The organism is Candidatus Pantoea edessiphila (assembly GCF_002933315.1).
In the GTDB taxonomy this organism is placed as follows: Bacteria; Pseudomonadota; Gammaproteobacteria; order Enterobacterales; family Enterobacteriaceae; genus Pantoea_C.
Window position 1 is genome coordinate 1 of record NZ_PDKT01000004.1, and the last position, 19,667, is coordinate 19,667.

Genomic DNA, 19,667 nt, shown 5'->3' on the forward strand with positions numbered 1-19,667 from the left:
TTCTACGAATACCTACACAGGTTGTCTGATAAATTGTTAAAGAACAACAGCAGTGCTATCTTAACTTTGTTATGTCTGTTAGTCAAGTTTTTAATGACATCTTTCTTCCTTTGTTAGATAATTGATTTTTTATTATATTGATTATAGTCATAGATTATAATGTAAATATTTAAAATAGTTAATGAATAATGTTTATACGAAATTTATTTAATTGATATCATGTTATTCTTAATATTGATTTCTATAGTGTTTTCAGGTGTTAATTCTCCAGAAAGTATTTTTTGTGCTAACAAATTTTCTATCTGTTGTTGAATAGCTCTTTTAAGTGGACGTGCACCATGTAGTGGATCGTAAGTATTTTTACTTAACAAATTAAATACTTCTTTGTGAATATATAACTTATATCCCTGTTCTTCTAGACGATTACGTAAGTATTTTAGTTGAATTTGTGCAATAGAATGCATATGTTGTTCGTTAAGAGGGTGGAATACAACCACTTCATCGATACGATTAATAAATTCAGGTTTGAAATATCGATTAACTGTATTCATTATTAGATCTTTCATTTTGTTATAATTAAGGGTACTAAAATGTTTTTGAATTAAATCAGAACCTAAATTAGAAGTCATGATAATAACTGTATTACAAAAATTAATGGTTCTTCCTTTACTATCTGTTAAACGTCCTTCATCTAATACTTGTAATAAAATATTAAAAATATCAGTATGCGCTTTTTCAATTTCATCTAATAAAATTACTGAATAGGGATGAATACGTATAGCTTCTGTTATATATCCTCCTTGCTCATATCCTATATATCCTGGAGGTGCTCCTATTAATTTAGAAACTGAATGTTTTTCCATAAATTCAGACATATCAATTCTTATAATTGCATTATCACTATCAAATAAGAAATGTGCTAGTGATTTAGATAATTCTGTTTTACCTATTCCACTAGGTCCTAAAAATAAAAATGAACCTATTGGGCGATTTGCATCGGATAAACCTGCTCGGTTACGACGAATAGCATTTGATATTATTTTAACTGCTTCATTTTGACCAATTACTTTTTTATGTAACTCTTGTTCTATACGAATAAGCTTTTCACGTTCATTTTCCATCATTTGAGCTACTGGGATACCAGTCCAACGAGAAACGATATTAGCAATCTCTATATCATTAACGCAATTACGCAATAATGTCATATTATTTTCTTCAGAAGTAGTTGCTTTAACAAGTTTTTTTTCAAGATCTGGAATAATACCATATTGTAATTCAGACATTTTTGCTAAATCTACAGAACGACGCGCTTGTTCTAAAGATAAACGAGCTTTTTCAAGATTAGTTTTAATATTTTGTGTGTCTAAAAGAGATTTTTTTTCTGTTTTCCATTTTTTTATAAAATTATTGTATTCAGTTTCTTTTTTATTAAGTTCTTTTTTTAATATTTCAAAACGCTTAATACTTGCTTGATCAGATTCTTTTTGTAATGTCTGTTGCTCTAATTTTAATTGTATAATACGTCTTTCAATTCTATCAAGTAATTCAGGTTTTGAGTCTATTTGTAAACGAATACTAGAAGCAGCTTCATCAATTAAGTCAATTGCTTTATCTGGTAATTGACGTTGAGAAATATATCTATTTGATAAACTTGCTGCAGCAACAATAGCCGGATCAGTAATTTGAACATGATGATGTATTTCATAACGTTCTTTAAGTCCTCTAAGGATAGCTATGGTATCCTCAACGTTTGGTTCTGATATATAAATTTTTTGAAAACGACGTTCTAAAGCTCTATCTTTTTCAATATAATAACGATATTCATCTAAAGTTGTTGCCCCTACACAATGAAGTTCTCCTCGAGCTAACGCAGGCTTTAAAAGATTACTTGCGTTTATTGATCCATCACCTTGTCCTGCTGCAACTATATTATGTAATTCATCAATAAATAATATGATATTACCTTCATGTTTAGCTAAATTTTTTAGTATTTCTTTTAAACGTTCTTCAAATTCACCACGATATTTAGCACCTGCTATTAATGCACCTATATCAAGAGATAATATTTGACTTTTTTTTAATCCATCTGGTATTTCATCATTAATAATACGTTGAGCAAGACCTTCAATGATTGCAGTTTTACCTACTCCAGGTTCACCAATTAATACTGGGTTATTTTTAGTTCTACGTTGTAAAACTTGTATTGTTCGACGAATTTCTTCATCACGTCCAATTACTGGGTCTAATTTATTATTTTCAGCAAGTTCTGTTATATTTACAGTAAATCTATGTAAAATTTGATTTTTATCATTTAATTCTTTGTTATTCACTTCATTCTACCCTCATGAATTATGCTAATAATCTTAATAATATATTTCTAATTAACAAGTAAAATAAAAACTAAAAAAATTTTTATATCTTAATTTAAATTATTATGTATTCATCTAATATTCAATGAATAGATTATTTGTTTATATTATTTTTAAATAAATTCATAAAATTTATAATAAAAATAATCATTAAACTTAAATTTTAATAAAATACAATTCAAATTATGTGTAATAATTCATAATATACAAATAAATTAAAGATTAAATGTATTTAAAATATAATAATATATTTAATTGATATAATTAACAAAATTTATAGTTCTTATATTATTTATTGAATTTAAAATTTTATAATGCGATGATCTTTTTTAAGAGAATTAATAAGATTATTTATATCTACAGGAATTGGCGCATCAATTACCATTCTAGCATTAGTAATAGGATGGGTAAAAATTAACTTTATTGCATGTAATGCTTGACGATTAAAATGAAACATTTCATTCATTGTTATATGTTTGTTTTTTTGTACTACAGAAACATGTTTACCGTAAACTTGATCTCCTAATAATGGATGGTTAATATATGCCATGTGAACACGAATTTGATGAGTACGACCTGTTTCTAAACGTATGTTTATTCGAGAATGATTACGAAAATATTCTATTACATTATAATGAGTTATAGCATTTTTTCCTTGTAAACTTACTGTCATTTGTGTTTTTTTAGTTGAATGACGACCAATAGGTGCATCAATTGTACCATTTGATGGTACAATACCAACTACTATTGCTTCATATTCACGAATAATTTCATGTCTTTTTATCATATCAATTAATTTTAATTGTGCATTTATGGTTTTTGCTATAAGCATAAGTCCAGTAGTATCCTTGTCTAATCTATGTACTATACCTGCACGTGGTATGCTAACTAAAATAGGATATTTATATAACAATGCATTTAGTAAAGTACCATTTAAATTATTAGTTCCTGGATGTACTACTAAATTTTTTTGTTTATTTATGACTAAAATATATTGATCTTCATATAAAATATCTAATGGTAAATTTTGTGGTTCTGGATGTAATATATTTGGATTATTATCATGAATAATTATTAATTTACCACCTGATATTTTTTTCGGTTTCTTGATTATAATATCATCAAGTATAACTAATTTATTTGAAATCCATTTTTTTATGCAAGAACGTGAATAATTAGGAAAATGCTGTTTTATAATTAGATCCAATCTCTTTTTAATATTAGTTTTAGGTAAAATTAAAGTATGTTGATTTTTTTTTATCATAATAGTAATTTCTTTATAAGAATTAATTTTTATAGCAATATTCTCTTTAGTAAAATATTATTATTTTTATTAAATTAATATAATTTTATAAAAGGATAGTAATTGTATCATGAAAAAAATAAAATATTTATTAACTATTTTTTTAGTAATAATGATGATGAGTTGTTCTATATGTAACCAAACAGAACTATCATATGATTCACTATATAAAATATATAAAACTGCTCAAAAAAAAATGCAGGAAGGAAATTTTATATCAGCAATTAAATACCTAGAAAGTATAAAAAATATAGATTTATTTAGACAACATACACAACAAATACAACTCGATTTAATATATGCTTATTACAAAAATATGGATCTAGAATCTTCGGAAAATGCAATTAATCATTTTATGAATGTTTATCCAAATCATCCTAATGTAGATTATTTACTTTATATGAAAGGTTTAATAGGAATGTCAATGGATAATCCAGCAACAATGAAGTTTTTTCATTTTGATAATTCTAGTCGTGATCCAGAATATGCTTATAATGCATTTAGTAATTTCGTACAATTAATAAAGTATTATCCTAAGAGTATATATGTTAATGATGCTTATAATCGTTTAATTTTTTTAAAAAACAGGCTAGCTAAATATGAATTATCTGTGGCATTATTTTACCATAAACATAGAGCTTACGTTTCAGTAATTAATCGTGTCAAAAAAATGATGATATACTATCCCGATACAAAAGCGACTCATAACGCATTACTTTTAATGGCAGAAGCTTATCGAAAATTAAATATTAATGATGAAGCAGATAAAATTTTTAAAATTATTGATTTAAACCATTAACATATCAAGAATATTTTTAATGGCTAGTTATAAGATGACTTTACTACATACTTTTGCAATTAAATTAATATAATAAAATATTAATTTATAAAAATTAAATAATAAAACATATTATTAATATGTAGAACTTAGATGTTATTTTAATAATTAATAACTGATAATATTTTAGATTTAAAAAAAACAGATAATTGACTATTTATTAATAGTAAATTGATAAATTATGTACCATTATAGTTAATGGTATATAATGTTATCATATTTGAAAATACTTAAAAAAAATGAATAACAATTTTAAATTGTATCAATGCCTATAAATATTAAAAATAATTAATTTTTTAATATCGATCAAATATAAATAATTTTAAAAATATTATTGTATTATTCTGTATGGTAATTTAAATTTAAAAAGAATTTTTTAATTTTATTTAAAATTTGTGAAAGTAATATAATTATATTTATTACATAATATCATCTACAAAAAGTTTTTTATTTTATTCCTGATAGGTACCTGTATGAATAATACCAAGTCATCATTAACATTGTTACGTAATAGAATCAATGAAATTGATGAAAAAATTTTAATATTGTTATCTAAACGTCGATTGTTGTCCATTGAAATTGCTGAAACCAAATTAAAAAATAATATTCCAATTCGTGTTATAGAACGTGAAAATTTAATTATAAAACGCCTAATATCATTAGGAAATAAATACAAATTAAATTCGTATTTTATTACACAATTATTTCAATTGATAATTGAAGATTCTGTTTGCGTTCAACAATCTATTATACAAAAAAAATCTAACTATCTTTACCCAAGTTCAGTTAAAATTACTTTTCTTGGACCGAATGGTTCATATTCACATATAGCTGTTAAAACATATTCTTCAAGATACTTTGATAATGTAATCGAATGTAGCTGTTTAAATTTTTATGACACTATTAAAAATGTTGAAAAAGGAATTGCAGATTATGCTGTATTGCCTATTGAAAATACTAACTCAGGATCTATTAATGAAGTATATGATTTACTTCAATACACAAATTTGTCAATTATTAATGAAATAATTATATGCATAGATCACTGTATATTATCTAAAAAAGGAAGTGATTTAACAAAAATTACTACAATTTATAGTCATCCACAACCACTTCAACAATGTAGTAATTTTATTAGTCTATTTCCTAATTGGAATATTAAGTATACAGAAAGCACAGCAGTTGCAATGAAAAAAGTAGCATTATTAAATTCATCTAAAATAGCAGCATTAGGTAGTGAAGATGGGGGATTAATATATAATTTAGAAGTATTAAAATGCAATTTAGCAAATCAACAGCATAACCAAACAAGATTTATTGTATTATCACGTAATCCTATTGACATTCTTGATTATATACCTGCCAAAACAACTCTGATTATTGCAACTGGTCAGCATGTAGGGTCTTTGGTTGATGTACTGTTAGTTTTTCGTAAATATAATTTAGTTATTAATAAACTTGAATCACGGCCTATTAATGGAAATCCATGGGAAGAAATATTTTATATAGATGTTAAAGGTAATGTAAAATCAGAAAACATGCAATATGTACTTAAAGATTTAAAGAATATTACATATTCTTTAAAAGTTTTAGGAAGTTATCCTAGTGAAAGTCATTTGTTAATGACAGGTATTAATTAAATTAATATTTTTTATTTAATATAACAAGTTATTTTTTTTAAAAAAATTCTTTGTGTTATTACTAAACCAGCGTTTAATCCGATTAAATTTTTTGATAAAATTTTTTTTATCTCCTTTCTCTAAAAGAGAGATAGTTTCTCCAAATATTTTATGATAACGTTTAACTAATTTTATATTATTTTCTGATGACAGAATAATATCAAGATAAAGCTGAGGATTTTGAGTAAAAAATCTATTGACTAATGAAAGTTCTAACTTATATATAGGTGATGATAGTGTTAAAAGTTGATGTAAATCAACTTTTTCTTTGTTTAAATGAAACCCATGCATAAAAGTTGTGAAATAACGTAGAGCTTGAATAAAAGACATATTATAATCATGTACTTTTGCATCAATGCGATATATACGTATACCCCAAGATTTAATTTGTTCTAAAAACCACTGATAATCTTCTGATTGACGTCCATCACACCAAATTATTAAACGTTTTACTAAATTAGAATTATCTGCACTAAACATTGGATGTAAACCTAATACTGGCCCATTATGTACTGAAAGCATAGCTCTTAATGGACCAATTTTTACTGATATAATATCCACTAAGATACAGTCTTTAGGCAATGATGTTAGTTTTGAAATGATTGCATAACTTGCATGAATAGGTACGCTTATAATCACCATACCAGCATCAAAAAGTAAATCGCTTGCTTGATTCCAGTCGTTTTTTTCTAGTATTTTAACGTTATAACCAGATAATACTAGCATTCTTTTAAATACACTACCCATTTTCCCATTGCCACCAATTATTACTATTGATCGCATGTTAGGGCATATTTTTTTGAAATGTTCTTTATTACTGTAAGATTCTTGTATTATTCTACGTAATATATCTTCTATTAAATCAGGTGAAATACCAATTGTTATGGCTTTTTTACGTAAATTGGATATTATAATTTCTTCTTCTGGCATATTAATAGATAAATTGCATAATCTATCTAATTTGCTAACTTTTTTAACTAAGTCAAGTCTATCAGCTAGCAAATTCAATAAATCTTTATCTATTTTATCAATTTTACTAAGCAATCCTGCTAATCTATTCACTACCATTTATTATAATTACTCCCTTAACGTTTTGATAGCACTCCCCGTAAATTTCTTTGTAAATTATATAATATATTTTCTGTTGATGCCCAACTCAGACAAGGATCAGTTACAGAAACTCCATATTTCATTTCATTACGGTGTTGTTCAGATGGTTGATTTCCTTCATTAATATGACTTTCTAACATAATACCGATAATTGAACGATTTCCATCTATAATTTGAGTAACTACTGATTCAGCTACCAAAGCTTGTCTTTTGTAATTTTTATTAGAGTTACCATGACTACAATCTATCATTAAAGCTGGATGTAATCCTGCTTTAATCATTTCTTTTTCACATTTAGCAACATCATTAGGACTATAATTAGGTAATTTTCCTCCACGTAAAATAATATGACTGTCTGGATTACCTTTAGTTTGCAATAAAGATACTTGTCCAGATTGGTTAATACCGACAAAGCGATGAGACATTGAAGCAGCTCTCATAGCATTAATTGCTGTATCTAAACTACCGTCTGTACCATTTTTAAAGCCTACTGGCATTGAAAGACCAGAAGCCATTTCACGATGAGTTTGTGATTCTGTAGTACGAGCTCCTATCGCTGACCAACTAAATAAATCACCAAGATATTGAGGACTATTAGGATCTAATGCTTCTGTTGCTAGTGGCAATCCTACTTCTACCAAAGATAACAATAATTTGCGTGCTATACATAATCCTGCTTCCACATCAAAAGAATTATCCATGTAAGGATCATTAATTAATCCTTTCCATCCAACTGTTGTACGAGGTTTCTCAAAATATACACGCATAACAAGATATAGTTGATCCTGAAATTTTTTAGTAATAGAATACAATCTATTGGCGTAATCAGTTGCTGCTTCTATATCATGAATAGAACAAGGACCACATACTATTAATAATCTTAAATCTCTACCCGAAATTATATCAGAAATTATCTTTCTAGAAGAGGCAATTTGTGTTTCTTGATGAGATGTTAAAGGAAATTTTGACTTAAGCTCTTCTGGTGTGATTAATATTTGTTCATCAGTAATATGTACATTATTCAGTACATCTCTTCGCATAATTGCGTACTCCATATTGTCACTAGTTTTAAAATTATTGTCTTATTTCAAATAGTATTTTTAATATAAAAATAATTATTTAATAATCGTCTACTAGTAATATGCGCAATTAAATACTATAATCAAATGTAATTTTAATATTAAAATAGCATATGTAAATATTAACTGGTTTTTTATACATTTTACTTTACTTACTAGTCTATATGATTAAACATATTTAATTAAAAGTAAACTAAAATAATTATGTCATATAAATGTTAAATTTAGCTAATTTATTTATCATAAATTTGAATAATTATTAACATCATATCATGAAAAAATTACTTACTTATAATAGCTTTCATATTTAATAAATCAATATCTTTTTATTTAAGACGTTCTTTAATACGAGCAGCTTTTCCAGATAATTTACGTAAATAATATAGTTTAGCTTTGCGGACATCGCCATGACGTTTAACCAAGATGCTATCAATGGCAGGAGAATAGGTTTGAAAAACACGTTCAATACCTTCTCCATTAGAGATTTTTCGAATAGTAAAAGAAGAATTTAAACCACGATTTTTTATAGCTATCACAATTCCTTCGAATGACTGAATACGTTTTTTAGAACTTTCAACTACCCACACCCTCACTTCTACTGAATCACCTGGACGAAAATATGGTATGTTTTTATTCATTTGTTCTTGTTCTAACTTCTTGATAATTTCACTCATAATTAAATCTCTTATACAATATTTTAAAACTATGTTTTTTTATTTATCTCTATTTTAAATTCATTTAATAATTTTAATTCTTCTTTAGTAAGAACTAATTTTTCTAAAAGTTCAGGTCTTCTTAACCATGTTCTGCCTAACGATTGTTTTAACCTCCAACGATAAATTTCAAAGTGTTTCCCAGATAATAATATTTCTGGAACTTTTTTCCCTAGTAAAATTTTAGGCCTAGTATAATGAGGGCAATCTAATAATCCATTAAAAAACGAATCTTGTTTAACACATTCATATTTACCTACTACTCCAGGAATTAATCTTGCAATTGCATCAGAGACTATCATTGCCGGTAGCTCTCCACCACTAAGTACATAATCACCTATTGATAATTCTTCATCAATTTTAGACTCAATTATTCTTTCATCTATACCTTTGTAACGGCCACATACCAAAATTAATTCTTTTTGTTTTGCTAATTCACAAATTTTTTTTTGATTAAGCTTATGACCTTGAGGTGATAAGTAAATTACTTTTGCATTACATCCTATTTTTGTTTTTGCTACGTAAATAGTATCAATTAAAGGTTGCATCATCATTATCATTCCAGATCCACCACCATAAGGATGATCATCTACTGTATGATGTTTTCCATATGTAAAATCACGAGGATTCCAAATTTGGATTTTTATTAATCCTTTTTTTACAGCTCTACCAATAACTCCATAATTAGTAATGATTTTAAATATATCTGGAAATAAACTAATAATACCAATTTGCATTTCACAATACATAATTAAATAGAAAAATTATTTTTTAGATATTAAACGAAAATATCCCAATCTACTTCAACTACTTTTGTATTTAGATCTATTTTTTTAATTATTTTTTCCTTTATCAACGGAATTAAAAGCTCTTTTTTATTGCATTTGCTATCTGTTTTTTTTTAATAACAATTATATAATTCGCTTTATTTTCTATAAAATCAATAATAGTACCTATGTCATATCCTCCCATGTTAATTACCTTACATCCTATTAAATCTTTCAAATAATAATCACCATTTTTTAATGGTGGCAACTGTGTATAATCAACTATAATATCATGGTTAGTTAATTTATCAGCAGTGTTTCTATTATCTATATTTTTTAGTTTTGTTATTATATATTTATTATGATATTTCCAATTACTTACTTTTAATATGTGCCATTTATCTTTAATCTTAATAAACCATGGTTGGTAGTAAAAAATATTTTCTAGTTTTTCGGTAAAAGAGAATATTTTAACCCATCCCAAAATACCATATACACTTCCTATTTTACCTATAATTACAGGATCATTAATAGTTTTTTTAATTAGTTGTTTGTGCATCTTGTTTTATCTTAGTATTTTTGAAAATTTTTGCTTGTTTAATTAATGTATAAACTTTATTTGACAATTGTGCGCCTTTAGTTATCCAATATTCTATGCGTTTTAAATTTAAATTTAGGTTTTTTTCTTGACCACAATATACTGGGTTAAAAAAACCGACTTTTTCAATAAAACAACCATTACGAGCTTTACGACTATCAGCAACAACGACTTGATAAAAAGGACGTTTTTTTGCTCCATGTCTTGCTAATCTAATTATAACCATAATTTTTCCTTGTTTTTTTAATGAAACACCCGATTCCATAGTGTATCAATTAAATTGATACACTATGGAATCGGGTGTTTCATATTAAAGAACTCGCATTTTACTTATATTAATATAAAAAATCAACCTATAATAGGTTATTATGTAATTTTTATTTAGTAATTTAATTTTTATAAAAATTTTGTGGAACCATATTTTTTATATATTTTGATATTTTATGTATACTGCTTTTTTTCATTTTCTTTACTATATTTTGCATATCAGTAAATTGCTTCATGAGGCGATTAACATCTTGTACTTTCACTCCAGCACCATTAGCTATACGACGTTTACGTGAACCTTTAATAATTTCTGGATTTTCACGTTCTTTAATTGTCATAGAATTAATTATTGCTTCCATATTAATTAATATTTTATCATTTATTTCTGGTTTAATATTATTTGATAATTTTCCTAAACCTGGTATTTTTTTTACTAAATCAGATATATTTCCTATTTTACGTATTTGTTTTAATTGTTGAAAAAAATCACTAAGATCAAATTTATCTCCTTTTTTCATTTTCTTAGTTAAATTTTCTACTTGTTCAACATCTAATTTATTTTCTATATCTTCTATTAATGATAAAATATCTCCCATGCCAAGAATACGAGAAACTATGCGTTCTGGATAAAACTGCTCTAATGCTTCTATTTTTTCACCTACACCCATAAATTTAATTGGTTTCCCAGTTATGTGACGAACTGATAATGCTGATCCTCCTCTTGCATCACTATCTGCTTTAGTCAAAATTATTCCAGTAAGAGATAACTTTTTATCAAAAATTTTTGCCGCATTAGCAATATCTTGACCCATCATAGCGTCAACTACAAATAAAGTTTCTATAGGATTAATTAATTTATGTATTTGTTGGATCTCATCCATCATATAATCATTGATATGTAGACGACCAGCTGTATCTATCAACAAAACATCATAACACTTAATCTTTGCTTCTTTTAAAGCATTCTGCACAATATCAATTGGTTTTTGGTTAAAATTTGATGGATAAAAATCTACATTAATTTGACTTGATAATGTTTCTAGTTGTTTTATCGCTGCTGCACGATAAATATCAGTAGAAACTGTTAACACTTTTTTTTTAAATTTTTCATGCAAGAAATTAGCAATTTTAGCAACACTAGTAGTTTTGCCAGTACCTTGTAAACCAACTAATAATATAATAGCTGGTGGTGCAACTGATAGATTAATATTGTTATTCTTTTCACCCATAGCTATAATTAGTTCATTCCTAACAATCTTAATAAATTCTTGTCCTGGCGTCATTCGTTTATTTACTTCTTGACCTATTGCTTTTTCTTCTACAGCTTTAGTAAAGCTGCGAACTACAGGTAAAGAAACATCAGCTTCTAATAATGCTATGCGAACTTCATGAAGAGTTTGTCGTATATTTTCTTCTGTTAATCTACCTTTGCCACTGATATTCTTTAAAGTTTTTGATAAGCGATCAGTTAGATTGTCAAACAATTGTATCTCACTTAAAAATTAATTAGTATGGAGTTTAAATCTATTTATTTAATTATAACACAAAGTTATAACTAATTTTTTGTTTGATCATGTACAATTAGTAATTTATTTAATTATCTTTAATGCTAAATATTGCTCATTAAAAATAATATAAAGCTAGTATTATATCTAATTGGAAAATATCCATAATTATTTTATTATCATTAATGTAATTACGCATAAATTTTTGCAAGAATATATTCAAAAATACTTATTTAACATTTTGTAAGCATATTTGTATTTGTTTTACAGAATCTTAAATCGAAAACAATAATTAAATCTTTGTTAAGTATTTTTAATACCTTAAATAAACAAACTGATATTACATTCATCACTATATGATCAACTCTAAAACTATCTAATAATTTCATTATTATGTATTACTTAATAATATTGTTTTGCAAAATAATTATTTTATAAAAAATTAAATACTATTCCTAATACGTAAATTGTTTATATAATTTTCAAAATTTAATAAATCATTATTTTCAATATTTTTCTGTTCAAAAATAGATTGTTTTGCTTTAATTTTAAAATCTTCTTCTGTTATCAAATTTAGCGGTTCTAAACAGAGTAAATTATGATATTTTTTTGATAAAGAAATACCAGTTTTAATCATACCATTTTGTTTTATAATATCTAGAATACGTGCTGAATAAGTTAAATCTGGATTTTCAAAATATAAAAATAGCTGTTCACAAATTTTTTGATATTTCATATTTTTTTCATTTTTATCTAAAATTTCTGCTAATTTATATAGATCACTGAAAATTTTTTTACCTATATCTACTAAAGGATATTTATGATTATTGCATCCTATATTAATTTTTTGATTTGGTTTTCTTCCTTCTAATGTTACAATGTTCCAGTTTTCTCTATTATATTTAAGTTCTTCAATACTCATTTCAGATATATCCGATAAAATACACCAAATCAGAAACAAATCAAGAAAATCAACTTGTATTTTATCAATACCTATAGATGAAAATGGATTTATATCAAGAGATCGGATTTCTATATATTCAATTCCATTTTTTATAAGTGCATTTGAATATGATTCATTAAAACGATTAATACATTTAGGACGTATTGGTGAATAAAGTTCATTTTCAATTTGAAGAATATTAGTATTAAGTTGAGTTCTTTTTCCATTTTTATCATTTATTCCTAATTCTACAAATTTATTTAATGGTGTATTTAATGCATGTTTTATTGTATTAGAATATTCTTTAAGTGAATTAAAAGTTATCTTTAATATATTTTGAGCATTATTATCATAACCTATATTACTTAAACGTAATGATGTTGCATATGGTAGCCAAAGAGTATCTTTATTATTTGTTTCGAAATTTAAAATTGTACTGTTATTTTTTATAAAATTAGAACAAATTGCTGGAGAAGCGCCAAAAAGATACGGTATAATCCATCCAAAGCGATAATAATTACGAATCAATATTAAATATCCTGTTGATATGGTTTCTTTACAATTTTTTAGATTTTGTAAATTAGCCCATTCTTGCCAAAATGCAATTGGTAAAGAAAAATTATAATGAATACCAGATATGATTTGCATCATGGCACCATATCTATTTTTTAAACCCTTACGATATAGAGTTTTCATAAGACCGATATTAGATTTTCCATAATTAGCCAATTTAATCGTACTTATATCTTTAATATTGCAAGGCATACTCAATGGCCACATAAGTTCATTGCTTAATATTCGAGCAACATAACAATGAATATCAGTTAAAAAAGATAACATATAATCTATTCTGTTATCTACTGGTGTAATAAATTCTAATAAAGATTCAGCAAAATCTGTTGTTATCCATTCATTTTTAAGAGCTGAACCTAAAGCTTTAGGATGTTTACTAGTTGCAATGCTACCATTTTTTTTCACTCGTAATGTTTCACGTTCAATACCACGATTAATATTTTTTAAAACATATGAATGATTTTCTAACCAAGATAGTGCATTAGATATATCCGGGAGCATATTAACCTCCGGCTTAAAATTAATTGATTTTTAAGGAATATCATTATTAATTGATAACATTACTAGTTAAAAAATGCAAATTGAATAAATTTAACATTTATTTTAAATAAAATTTTTCTAAAATAAAGAAAATTATTCAATTAAAAGAAAACAAAAATACAAATTATTGTTGTTTATCAGGTAATCGCATCCGGGAGGATTCGAACCTCCGACCGCTCGGTTCGTAGCCGAGTACTCTATCCAACTGAGCTACGGATGCATTAATAGGACGACGGTGAGAGAGGGATTCGAACCCTCGAGTAGTTTTTAACTACATACTCCCTTAGCAGGGGAGCGCCTTCAGCCTCTCGGCCATCTCACCTATTAGAGCTTTTATTGAGCTTTAATCAAATTGATTATATCACTTTTCTATCAGAATAAGTCAAATATTTTTTAATTTAATTATAGTCTCTATATGAAATTAATTAAAAGACTATAATAAAAAATAATAAATAATTTATTTAAAATTATTTGCCTCGCTTTGTTTTTAGCGAGGCAAATAATTTTCTAATTAAATATTTGTTTGAATTTCAGTTCGAATACGCTGATAAATTTCTTCACGATGTACAGATATTTCTTTAGGAGCTGTTACACCAATACGAACTTGATTACCCTTAACTCCTAATACTGTTACAGTTACTTCATTGCCAATTATTAGTGTTTCACCAACTCGACGAGTTAGAATAAGCATTATTTGCTCCTTAAAAAATGAAAAGAATCGGACTTACATGAAGGATTCATTTTGTTTATAACTCGTTATTGAACATTAAATAGTAATCATGAATTATATAAAATTGATGTATATAAATATACTATGATACAATACACTTTATATTAGTATTCAAGAACACTGTTTTAATTTAGGTTTATTAAAGATTAATTTTAATTATAGAAAAGAACTCTAAGAATCTTTTCTGACATTCTTTTCTATATCATTAGCATCGATTGGTAACCCATGGTTTAACACTTAATAATGTATTTTCTAATGCTGTTATTTTTTTACCACCTCCTTTTGCAAAATCTGATCTACCCCCTCCTTTGCCATCAATTTGCTTTGCTAAATAATTAATTAACTCATTTGCTTTAAAACGATTTGTTAAATCTTGAGTGATATTTACTATTAATAAAATTTTATTGTCAATTATTGTAGCTAATACTATAATCGAAGAATTTAATTTATTTCTTAGTCTAATTACTATATTATTTAATGTTTGAGGATTAATATTATCAATTTTATTTACTAAAATTTTAATATTTTTTATTTCAATAACATTATCAATTAATAAATCAATTAATTGATTAGCTTGTTTGTCGTTTAATATTTTTATTTCTTTTTCAAGTGTTTTTGTATGATTTATTACACTGTAAATTTTTTCACCTACATTACTAATGTTGACATTCATTAAATTTGATATATTATACAATTGTTTTTTAAATTCATTTATATAAATAAAAGCATTTTTACTAGTTACTGCTTCAATACGACGAATACCTGAAGCAATTCCACACTCAGATTTAATACAAAATAAACCAATTTCACTGGTATGTAATGCATGTGTACCACCACATAATTCTATTGAAATGTTTTCTATTTTAACAACCCTAACATTTTGACTGTATTTTTCCTTAAATAACATTTTTGCTCCTTGAAGTTTTGCTTCATCAAGACGCATAATTTTAGTTGTAATAGGTAAGTTACAAAAAATTTGTTTATTTACTATTGCTTCAATTTTATTAATTTCGTCCTTTGTAAGAGGTTTGTAATGTAGAAAATCAAAACGTAAGTATCTATCATTTATTAATGACCCTTTCTGAACTATATGACTACCTAAAACTTGATACAAAGCAGAATGAAGTAAATGAGTTGATGAATGATTTATAGAAATAAGTTTACGATTTATTGAATTAACTTCAGCTTTACAACAATCACCAATAGATAACATACCTGATAATAAGATACCTATATGAAAAATCGTATTACCATATTTCTTTGTATCTTTTACTAAAAATGTAGTTTTATTTGTTTTTAAAATACCTATATCCCCAATTTGACCACCAGATTCACCATAAAAAGGAGTTTTATCTAAAATAACTATAGCATCTTGTCCTAAATTTGAAATATAGCTTACTTCTTTTCCTAAAACGTAAATTGATTTTATAAAACTCAGTAAATTAAGTTGTTTATAACCTTTAAAATAAGATTTAATATTAGATTTTATGATATCATTATTATTTGGTTCAAATTTATTAAACTCGCGGGCACGCATTTGCTGTAATTTCATTTGTTTTGTAAAACCTATTTCATCTACTTTTATATTACGTTCTTTACATATATCTTTAGTTAAATCAATTGGAAAACCAAAAGTATCATGAAGACGAAATATAGTTTTTCCATCTAAACTATTATTTTTTAAATTTAGTATCTCTTTATTTAGTATTGATAGACCGAATTTTAACGTCTTAGTAAATTGTTCTTCTTCGATTTTTAATATATTTTCTATTTTAATTTGTTGTATATTTAAATGGTTGTTTTTTTCATTTAAAATTTCAATTAAAGGTTTAACTAATAAATGAAAAAAATTTTTTTTAGATCCCATCATATATCCATGTCGTATCGCACGTCGAATAATACGACGTAAAACATATCCACGATTTTCATTAGAAGGAAAAACGCCATCTGCAATTAAGAATACAGAAGAACGTATATGATCAGCAATGACTTTAAGAGAATTATTATTAATATCTTTAGTACCAATTATTTGCGCTATTTTTTCAATCAATTTTTTAAAAAAATCAATTTCATAATTAGATTGAACATTTTGAATTACGGAAGTTATACGTTCAAGACCCATACCAGTATCAATAAAAGGCTTTAACAATGGCAACATTGTTCCATCTGATTGACGATCAAATTGTAAAAAAACTATATTCCATAATTCAAGATAATTATTATCATTTGATTTTAAATCACAATTTACTGTATGTTCTGAATCATGATCATTATAATGATATAAAATTTCACTACAAGGACCGCAAGGACCAGTATCTCCCATTTGCCAAAAATTATCTGATAAATATGATATACCTTGTTCGTTGCCAATTCTAATAATTCTATTATGTGGTATACCAATTTCATTGGTCCAAATATCGTAAGTTTCATGATCTGATTCATAAACAGTCACTAATAAACGATTTTCAGGAATATTAAACCAATCATTGTGTGTTAGCAATTCCCATGCAAATAAAATAGCTTCTTTTTTAAAATAATCACCAAAACTAAAATTACCAAGCATTTCAAAAAAAGTATGATGTCTTGCAGTATATCCTACATTTTCTAAATCATTATGTTTTCCACCAGCTCTAATACAACGTTGAGAAGTTACAACACGTTTATAATAAGGTTGTTCTATAGAAAGAAATACATTCTTAAATTGATTCATTCCAGCGTTTGTGAATAGTAAAGTTTGATCATTATCAGGTACTAATGAGCTACTATCTAAAACTTTATGCCCTTTACTACGAAAAAAATCGAGAAACATTTGACGGACCTCATTAGTACTTTTAATCATATAGTCATTCATATCCTGTTATATAGAGTTAATAATAAAATTTTTATTTTTTTACTAAAAAATATATATTTTATATCCAAATATTAAAAATAAATTAAAATTAGTATTGTTAATTATGAAATATTGAAATATCGTCTAGAAAGGTAGAATTGAATATTTTTACATAGAAAAATGATATTACAAAACCTCATTATTTTTATTAAACGAATTTTCAAGCTGTTTATTATTAGAAGATTCAATTAATTTATTAAGATTAGTGTTTAATAGCATTTCACGCAATTCTGTATCTATTTTATTCGCTATTGTCGTGTGATTTTTTAAAAATTCACTAGCATTTAATTTACCTTGACCAATTTTGTGTTCTTTATAACTATACCAAGAACCTGATTTATCAACTACTCCATGTTTTACACCTAAATCTATTAATTCACCAAAAATATTGATACCTGCTCCGTACATAATTTGAAAATCAGCTTGCTTAAATGGAACTGCTATTTTATTTTTTACTACTTTAACACGAGTTTCACTACCAATAACATTATCTCCTTCTTTAATTACACCAATTCTACGAATATCAAGACGAATAGAAGCATAAAATTTTAGCGCATTACCACCAGTAGTAGTTTCTGGATTACCAAATATAACACCTATTTTCATACGAATTTGATTTATAAATATTAATAAAGTATTAGATTGTTTAAGGTTACCAGCTAACTTACGCATTGCTTGACTCATCATACGTGCTGCAAGTCCCATATGGGATGCACCTATTTCACCTTCAATTTCCGCTTTAGGAGTTAATGCGGCTACAGAATCAACAACTATAACATCTACAGCACCTGAACGTGCTAAAACATCACAAATTTCTAATGCTTGTTCGCCAGTATCTGGTTGCGAACATAATAAATTATCAATATCAACACCAAGTTTTTTAGCATAAGTTGGATCTAAAGCATGCTCAGCATCAATAAAAGCACAAGTTTTTCCTTTAAGTTGAGCGGCTGCAATAACTTGAAGCGTTAATGTAGTTTTACCAGATGATTCAGGACCATATATTTCTACAATACGACCTAAAGGAAGACCTCCTGCACCTAATGCAATATCTAATGATAAAGAACCTGTCGATATAGTTTCTACATTCATTGAACGGTCTTCTCCTAAACGCATTATAGAGCCTTTACCAAATTGTTTTTCAATATGAGATAGTACAGCGGCTAGTGTTTTCTCTTTATTCTCATCAATTGCCATTTAATCTCCTTTTTTTATTAACTAATTACTTAGTAATTATATTTGCCAGAAATTCATTATAAAATATTTGTAATGCCCAATATACAGACTGACGGCGAATTAATTCACGATTACCTTTAAAAAGATGGTAAATGGTAAAAACTTTATTATCTGGTCTAACAAAACCAAACCATACTTTACCAACTGGATTTTCAAAATTTACGCTGTTGGGACCAGCTATACCACTAACTGCAATAGAATAAGAAGACCCTGATTTTCGTTGGGCTCCTAAAGCCATTTCACGTACAATTACTTCACTTACTCCACCAAATTTTATCAATAAAGTATTATCTATTCCTAGTAATTTCTCCTTAGCTTTATTACTATAAGTTATAAAACCAAATTCAAACCAACTAGAACTACCCACTGTGTCAGTAAAAATTTTGGAAATCCAACCACCTGTACAAGATTCAGCACATGAAACAGTTGCTGATTTTATTTTTAGTTTTATACCAATTTGTTTGCTAATTAGCAGTGATTTATGCAAAATATAATTCCTTATCTATGTTTTCATTGCTAACGTAAAT

16 protein-coding genes, 2 tRNA genes and 1 pseudogene are annotated in these 19,667 nt (G+C 26.1%); 2 read left to right on the top strand and 17 right to left on the bottom strand.

What is annotated here, in order from left to right:
- Window positions 1-203: 203 nt before the first annotated feature.
- Together CRV12_RS02870 and rluD are read right to left on the bottom strand one after the other, a co-directional pair.
- A pseudogene (locus tag CRV12_RS02870) lies at window positions 204-2,294 on the bottom strand (AAA family ATPase); the annotation flags it as partial.
- Window positions 2,295-2,670: 376 nt separating this feature from the next.
- Window positions 2,671-3,633 carry a 23S rRNA pseudouridine(1911/1915/1917) synthase RluD gene (rluD, locus tag CRV12_RS02875; protein WP_136131143.1) on the bottom strand — a complete coding sequence of 321 codons (963 nt, stop codon included), beginning with the start codon at window positions 3,631-3,633 and terminating at the stop codon, window positions 2,671-2,673.
- Window positions 3,634-3,742: 109 nt separating this feature from the next.
- On the opposite strand from rluD, the gene bamD reads away from it, so the two are divergent.
- Both bamD and CRV12_RS02885 read left to right on the top strand, forming a co-directional pair.
- On the top strand, window positions 3,743-4,471 hold the full coding sequence (bamD, locus tag CRV12_RS02880) for an outer membrane protein assembly factor BamD (protein ID WP_136131144.1): 729 nt from the start codon (window positions 3,743-3,745) through the stop codon (window positions 4,469-4,471).
- Window positions 4,472-4,983: 512 nt separating this feature from the next.
- Entirely contained in the window at window positions 4,984-6,150 is a 1,167-nt protein-coding gene (locus tag CRV12_RS02885; RefSeq protein WP_136131145.1) for a chorismate mutase, read from the top strand.
- A 15-nt stretch (window positions 6,151-6,165) separates the two neighbouring features.
- Here the strand turns inward: CRV12_RS02885 and tyrA are convergent, their stop codons facing one another.
- The 15 genes from tyrA to CRV12_RS02960 all read right to left on the bottom strand — a co-directional run bounded on the left by tyrA (window position 6,166) and on the right by CRV12_RS02960 (window position 19,627).
- Window positions 6,166-7,257, bottom strand: a complete 1,092-nt coding sequence (gene tyrA, locus CRV12_RS02890) for a bifunctional chorismate mutase/prephenate dehydrogenase (protein WP_136131146.1) — start codon at window positions 7,255-7,257, stop codon at window positions 6,166-6,168.
- 17 nt (window positions 7,258-7,274) lie between these two features.
- Window positions 7,275-8,339, bottom strand: a complete 1,065-nt coding sequence (locus CRV12_RS02895; protein WP_136131147.1) for a 3-deoxy-7-phosphoheptulonate synthase — start codon at window positions 8,337-8,339, stop codon at window positions 7,275-7,277.
- 365 nt (window positions 8,340-8,704) lie between these two features.
- Window positions 8,705-9,052 (bottom strand): 50S ribosomal protein L19, encoded by a 348-nt coding sequence (rplS, locus tag CRV12_RS02900; protein ID WP_136131148.1) that lies wholly within the window; start codon window positions 9,050-9,052, stop codon window positions 8,705-8,707.
- Between the two features lie 29 nt (window positions 9,053-9,081).
- Window positions 9,082-9,828 carry a tRNA (guanosine(37)-N1)-methyltransferase TrmD gene (gene trmD, locus CRV12_RS02905; protein WP_136131149.1) on the bottom strand — a complete coding sequence of 249 codons (747 nt, stop codon included), beginning with the start codon at window positions 9,826-9,828 and terminating at the stop codon, window positions 9,082-9,084.
- A 124-nt stretch (window positions 9,829-9,952) separates the two neighbouring features.
- Window positions 9,953-10,417, bottom strand: a complete 465-nt coding sequence (gene rimM, locus CRV12_RS02910; RefSeq protein ID WP_241973771.1) for a ribosome maturation factor RimM — start codon at window positions 10,415-10,417, stop codon at window positions 9,953-9,955.
- Window positions 10,398-10,682: a 30S ribosomal protein S16 gene (gene rpsP / locus CRV12_RS02915; RefSeq protein ID WP_136131200.1), complete on the bottom strand. Its 285-nt coding sequence runs from the start codon at window positions 10,680-10,682 to the stop codon at window positions 10,398-10,400. The genes rimM and rpsP overlap by 20 nt, the downstream gene beginning before the upstream one ends.
- Before the next feature lie 163 nt (window positions 10,683-10,845).
- Window positions 10,846-12,207: a signal recognition particle protein gene (ffh, locus tag CRV12_RS02920; protein ID WP_136131150.1), complete on the bottom strand. Its 1,362-nt coding sequence runs from the start codon at window positions 12,205-12,207 to the stop codon at window positions 10,846-10,848.
- Between the two features lie 254 nt (window positions 12,208-12,461).
- The gene (locus CRV12_RS03950) at window positions 12,462-12,617 is read right to left on the bottom strand and encodes an S-ribosylhomocysteine lyase (RefSeq protein ID WP_136131151.1); all 156 of its coding nucleotides are present in this window, start codon (window positions 12,615-12,617) and stop codon (window positions 12,462-12,464) included.
- Between the two features lie 53 nt (window positions 12,618-12,670).
- Window positions 12,671-14,245 carry a glutamate--cysteine ligase gene (gshA, locus tag CRV12_RS02930; RefSeq protein ID WP_136131152.1) on the bottom strand — a complete coding sequence of 525 codons (1,575 nt, stop codon included), beginning with the start codon at window positions 14,243-14,245 and terminating at the stop codon, window positions 12,671-12,673.
- A gap of 185 nt (window positions 14,246-14,430) precedes the next feature.
- A tRNA-Arg gene (locus tag CRV12_RS02935) sits at window positions 14,431-14,504 on the bottom strand.
- A 13-nt stretch (window positions 14,505-14,517) separates the two neighbouring features.
- Window positions 14,518-14,606 (bottom strand) — tRNA-Ser (locus CRV12_RS02940).
- 189 nt (window positions 14,607-14,795) lie between these two features.
- Entirely contained in the window at window positions 14,796-14,975 is a 180-nt protein-coding gene (gene csrA, locus CRV12_RS02945; protein WP_136131153.1) for a carbon storage regulator CsrA, read from the bottom strand.
- A gap of 244 nt (window positions 14,976-15,219) precedes the next feature.
- A complete protein-coding gene (alaS, locus tag CRV12_RS02950) occupies window positions 15,220-17,853 on the bottom strand; it encodes an alanine--tRNA ligase (protein ID WP_136131154.1) in 2,634 nt (877 codons plus the stop codon).
- Window positions 17,854-18,030: 177 nt separating this feature from the next.
- The gene (recA, locus tag CRV12_RS02955; protein ID WP_136131155.1) at window positions 18,031-19,101 is read right to left on the bottom strand and encodes a recombinase RecA; all 1,071 of its coding nucleotides are present in this window, start codon (window positions 19,099-19,101) and stop codon (window positions 18,031-18,033) included.
- A gap of 25 nt (window positions 19,102-19,126) precedes the next feature.
- A complete protein-coding gene (locus CRV12_RS02960) occupies window positions 19,127-19,627 on the bottom strand; it encodes a nicotinamide-nucleotide amidohydrolase family protein (RefSeq protein ID WP_136131156.1) in 501 nt (166 codons plus the stop codon).
- Window positions 19,628-19,667: the final 40 nt, after the last annotated feature.

Coding starts and splice junctions, on each gene's coding strand:
- trmD (WP_136131149.1), bottom strand. CDS start 9,828: ATGCAAATTGGTATTATTAGTTTATTTCCAGATATATTTAAAATCATT.
- gshA (WP_136131152.1), bottom strand. CDS start 14,245: ATGCTCCCGGATATATCTAATGCACTATCTTGGTTAGAAAATCATTCA.
- rplS (WP_136131148.1), bottom strand. CDS start 9,052: ATGAGTGAAATTATCAAGAAGTTAGAACAAGAACAAATGAATAAAAAC.
- CRV12_RS02885 (WP_136131145.1), top strand. CDS start 4,984: ATGAATAATACCAAGTCATCATTAACATTGTTACGTAATAGAATCAAT.
- recA (WP_136131155.1), bottom strand. CDS start 19,101: ATGGCAATTGATGAGAATAAAGAGAAAACACTAGCCGCTGTACTATCT.
- rimM (WP_241973771.1), bottom strand. CDS start 10,417: ATGCACAAACAACTAATTAAAAAAACTATTAATGATCCTGTAATTATA.
- alaS (WP_136131154.1), bottom strand. CDS start 17,853: ATGATTAAAAGTACTAATGAGGTCCGTCAAATGTTTCTCGATTTTTTT.
- CRV12_RS03950 (WP_136131151.1), bottom strand. CDS start 12,617: ATGAAATTATTAGATAGTTTTAGAGTTGATCATATAGTGATGAATGTA.
- bamD (WP_136131144.1), top strand. CDS start 3,743: ATGAAAAAAATAAAATATTTATTAACTATTTTTTTAGTAATAATGATG.
- rpsP (WP_136131200.1), bottom strand. CDS start 10,682: ATGGTTATAATTAGATTAGCAAGACATGGAGCAAAAAAACGTCCTTTT.
- csrA (WP_136131153.1), bottom strand. CDS start 14,975: ATGCTTATTCTAACTCGTCGAGTTGGTGAAACACTAATAATTGGCAAT.
- rluD (WP_136131143.1), bottom strand. CDS start 3,633: ATGATAAAAAAAAATCAACATACTTTAATTTTACCTAAAACTAATATT.
- tyrA (WP_136131146.1), bottom strand. CDS start 7,257: ATGGTAGTGAATAGATTAGCAGGATTGCTTAGTAAAATTGATAAAATA.
- CRV12_RS02895 (WP_136131147.1), bottom strand. CDS start 8,339: ATGCGAAGAGATGTACTGAATAATGTACATATTACTGATGAACAAATA.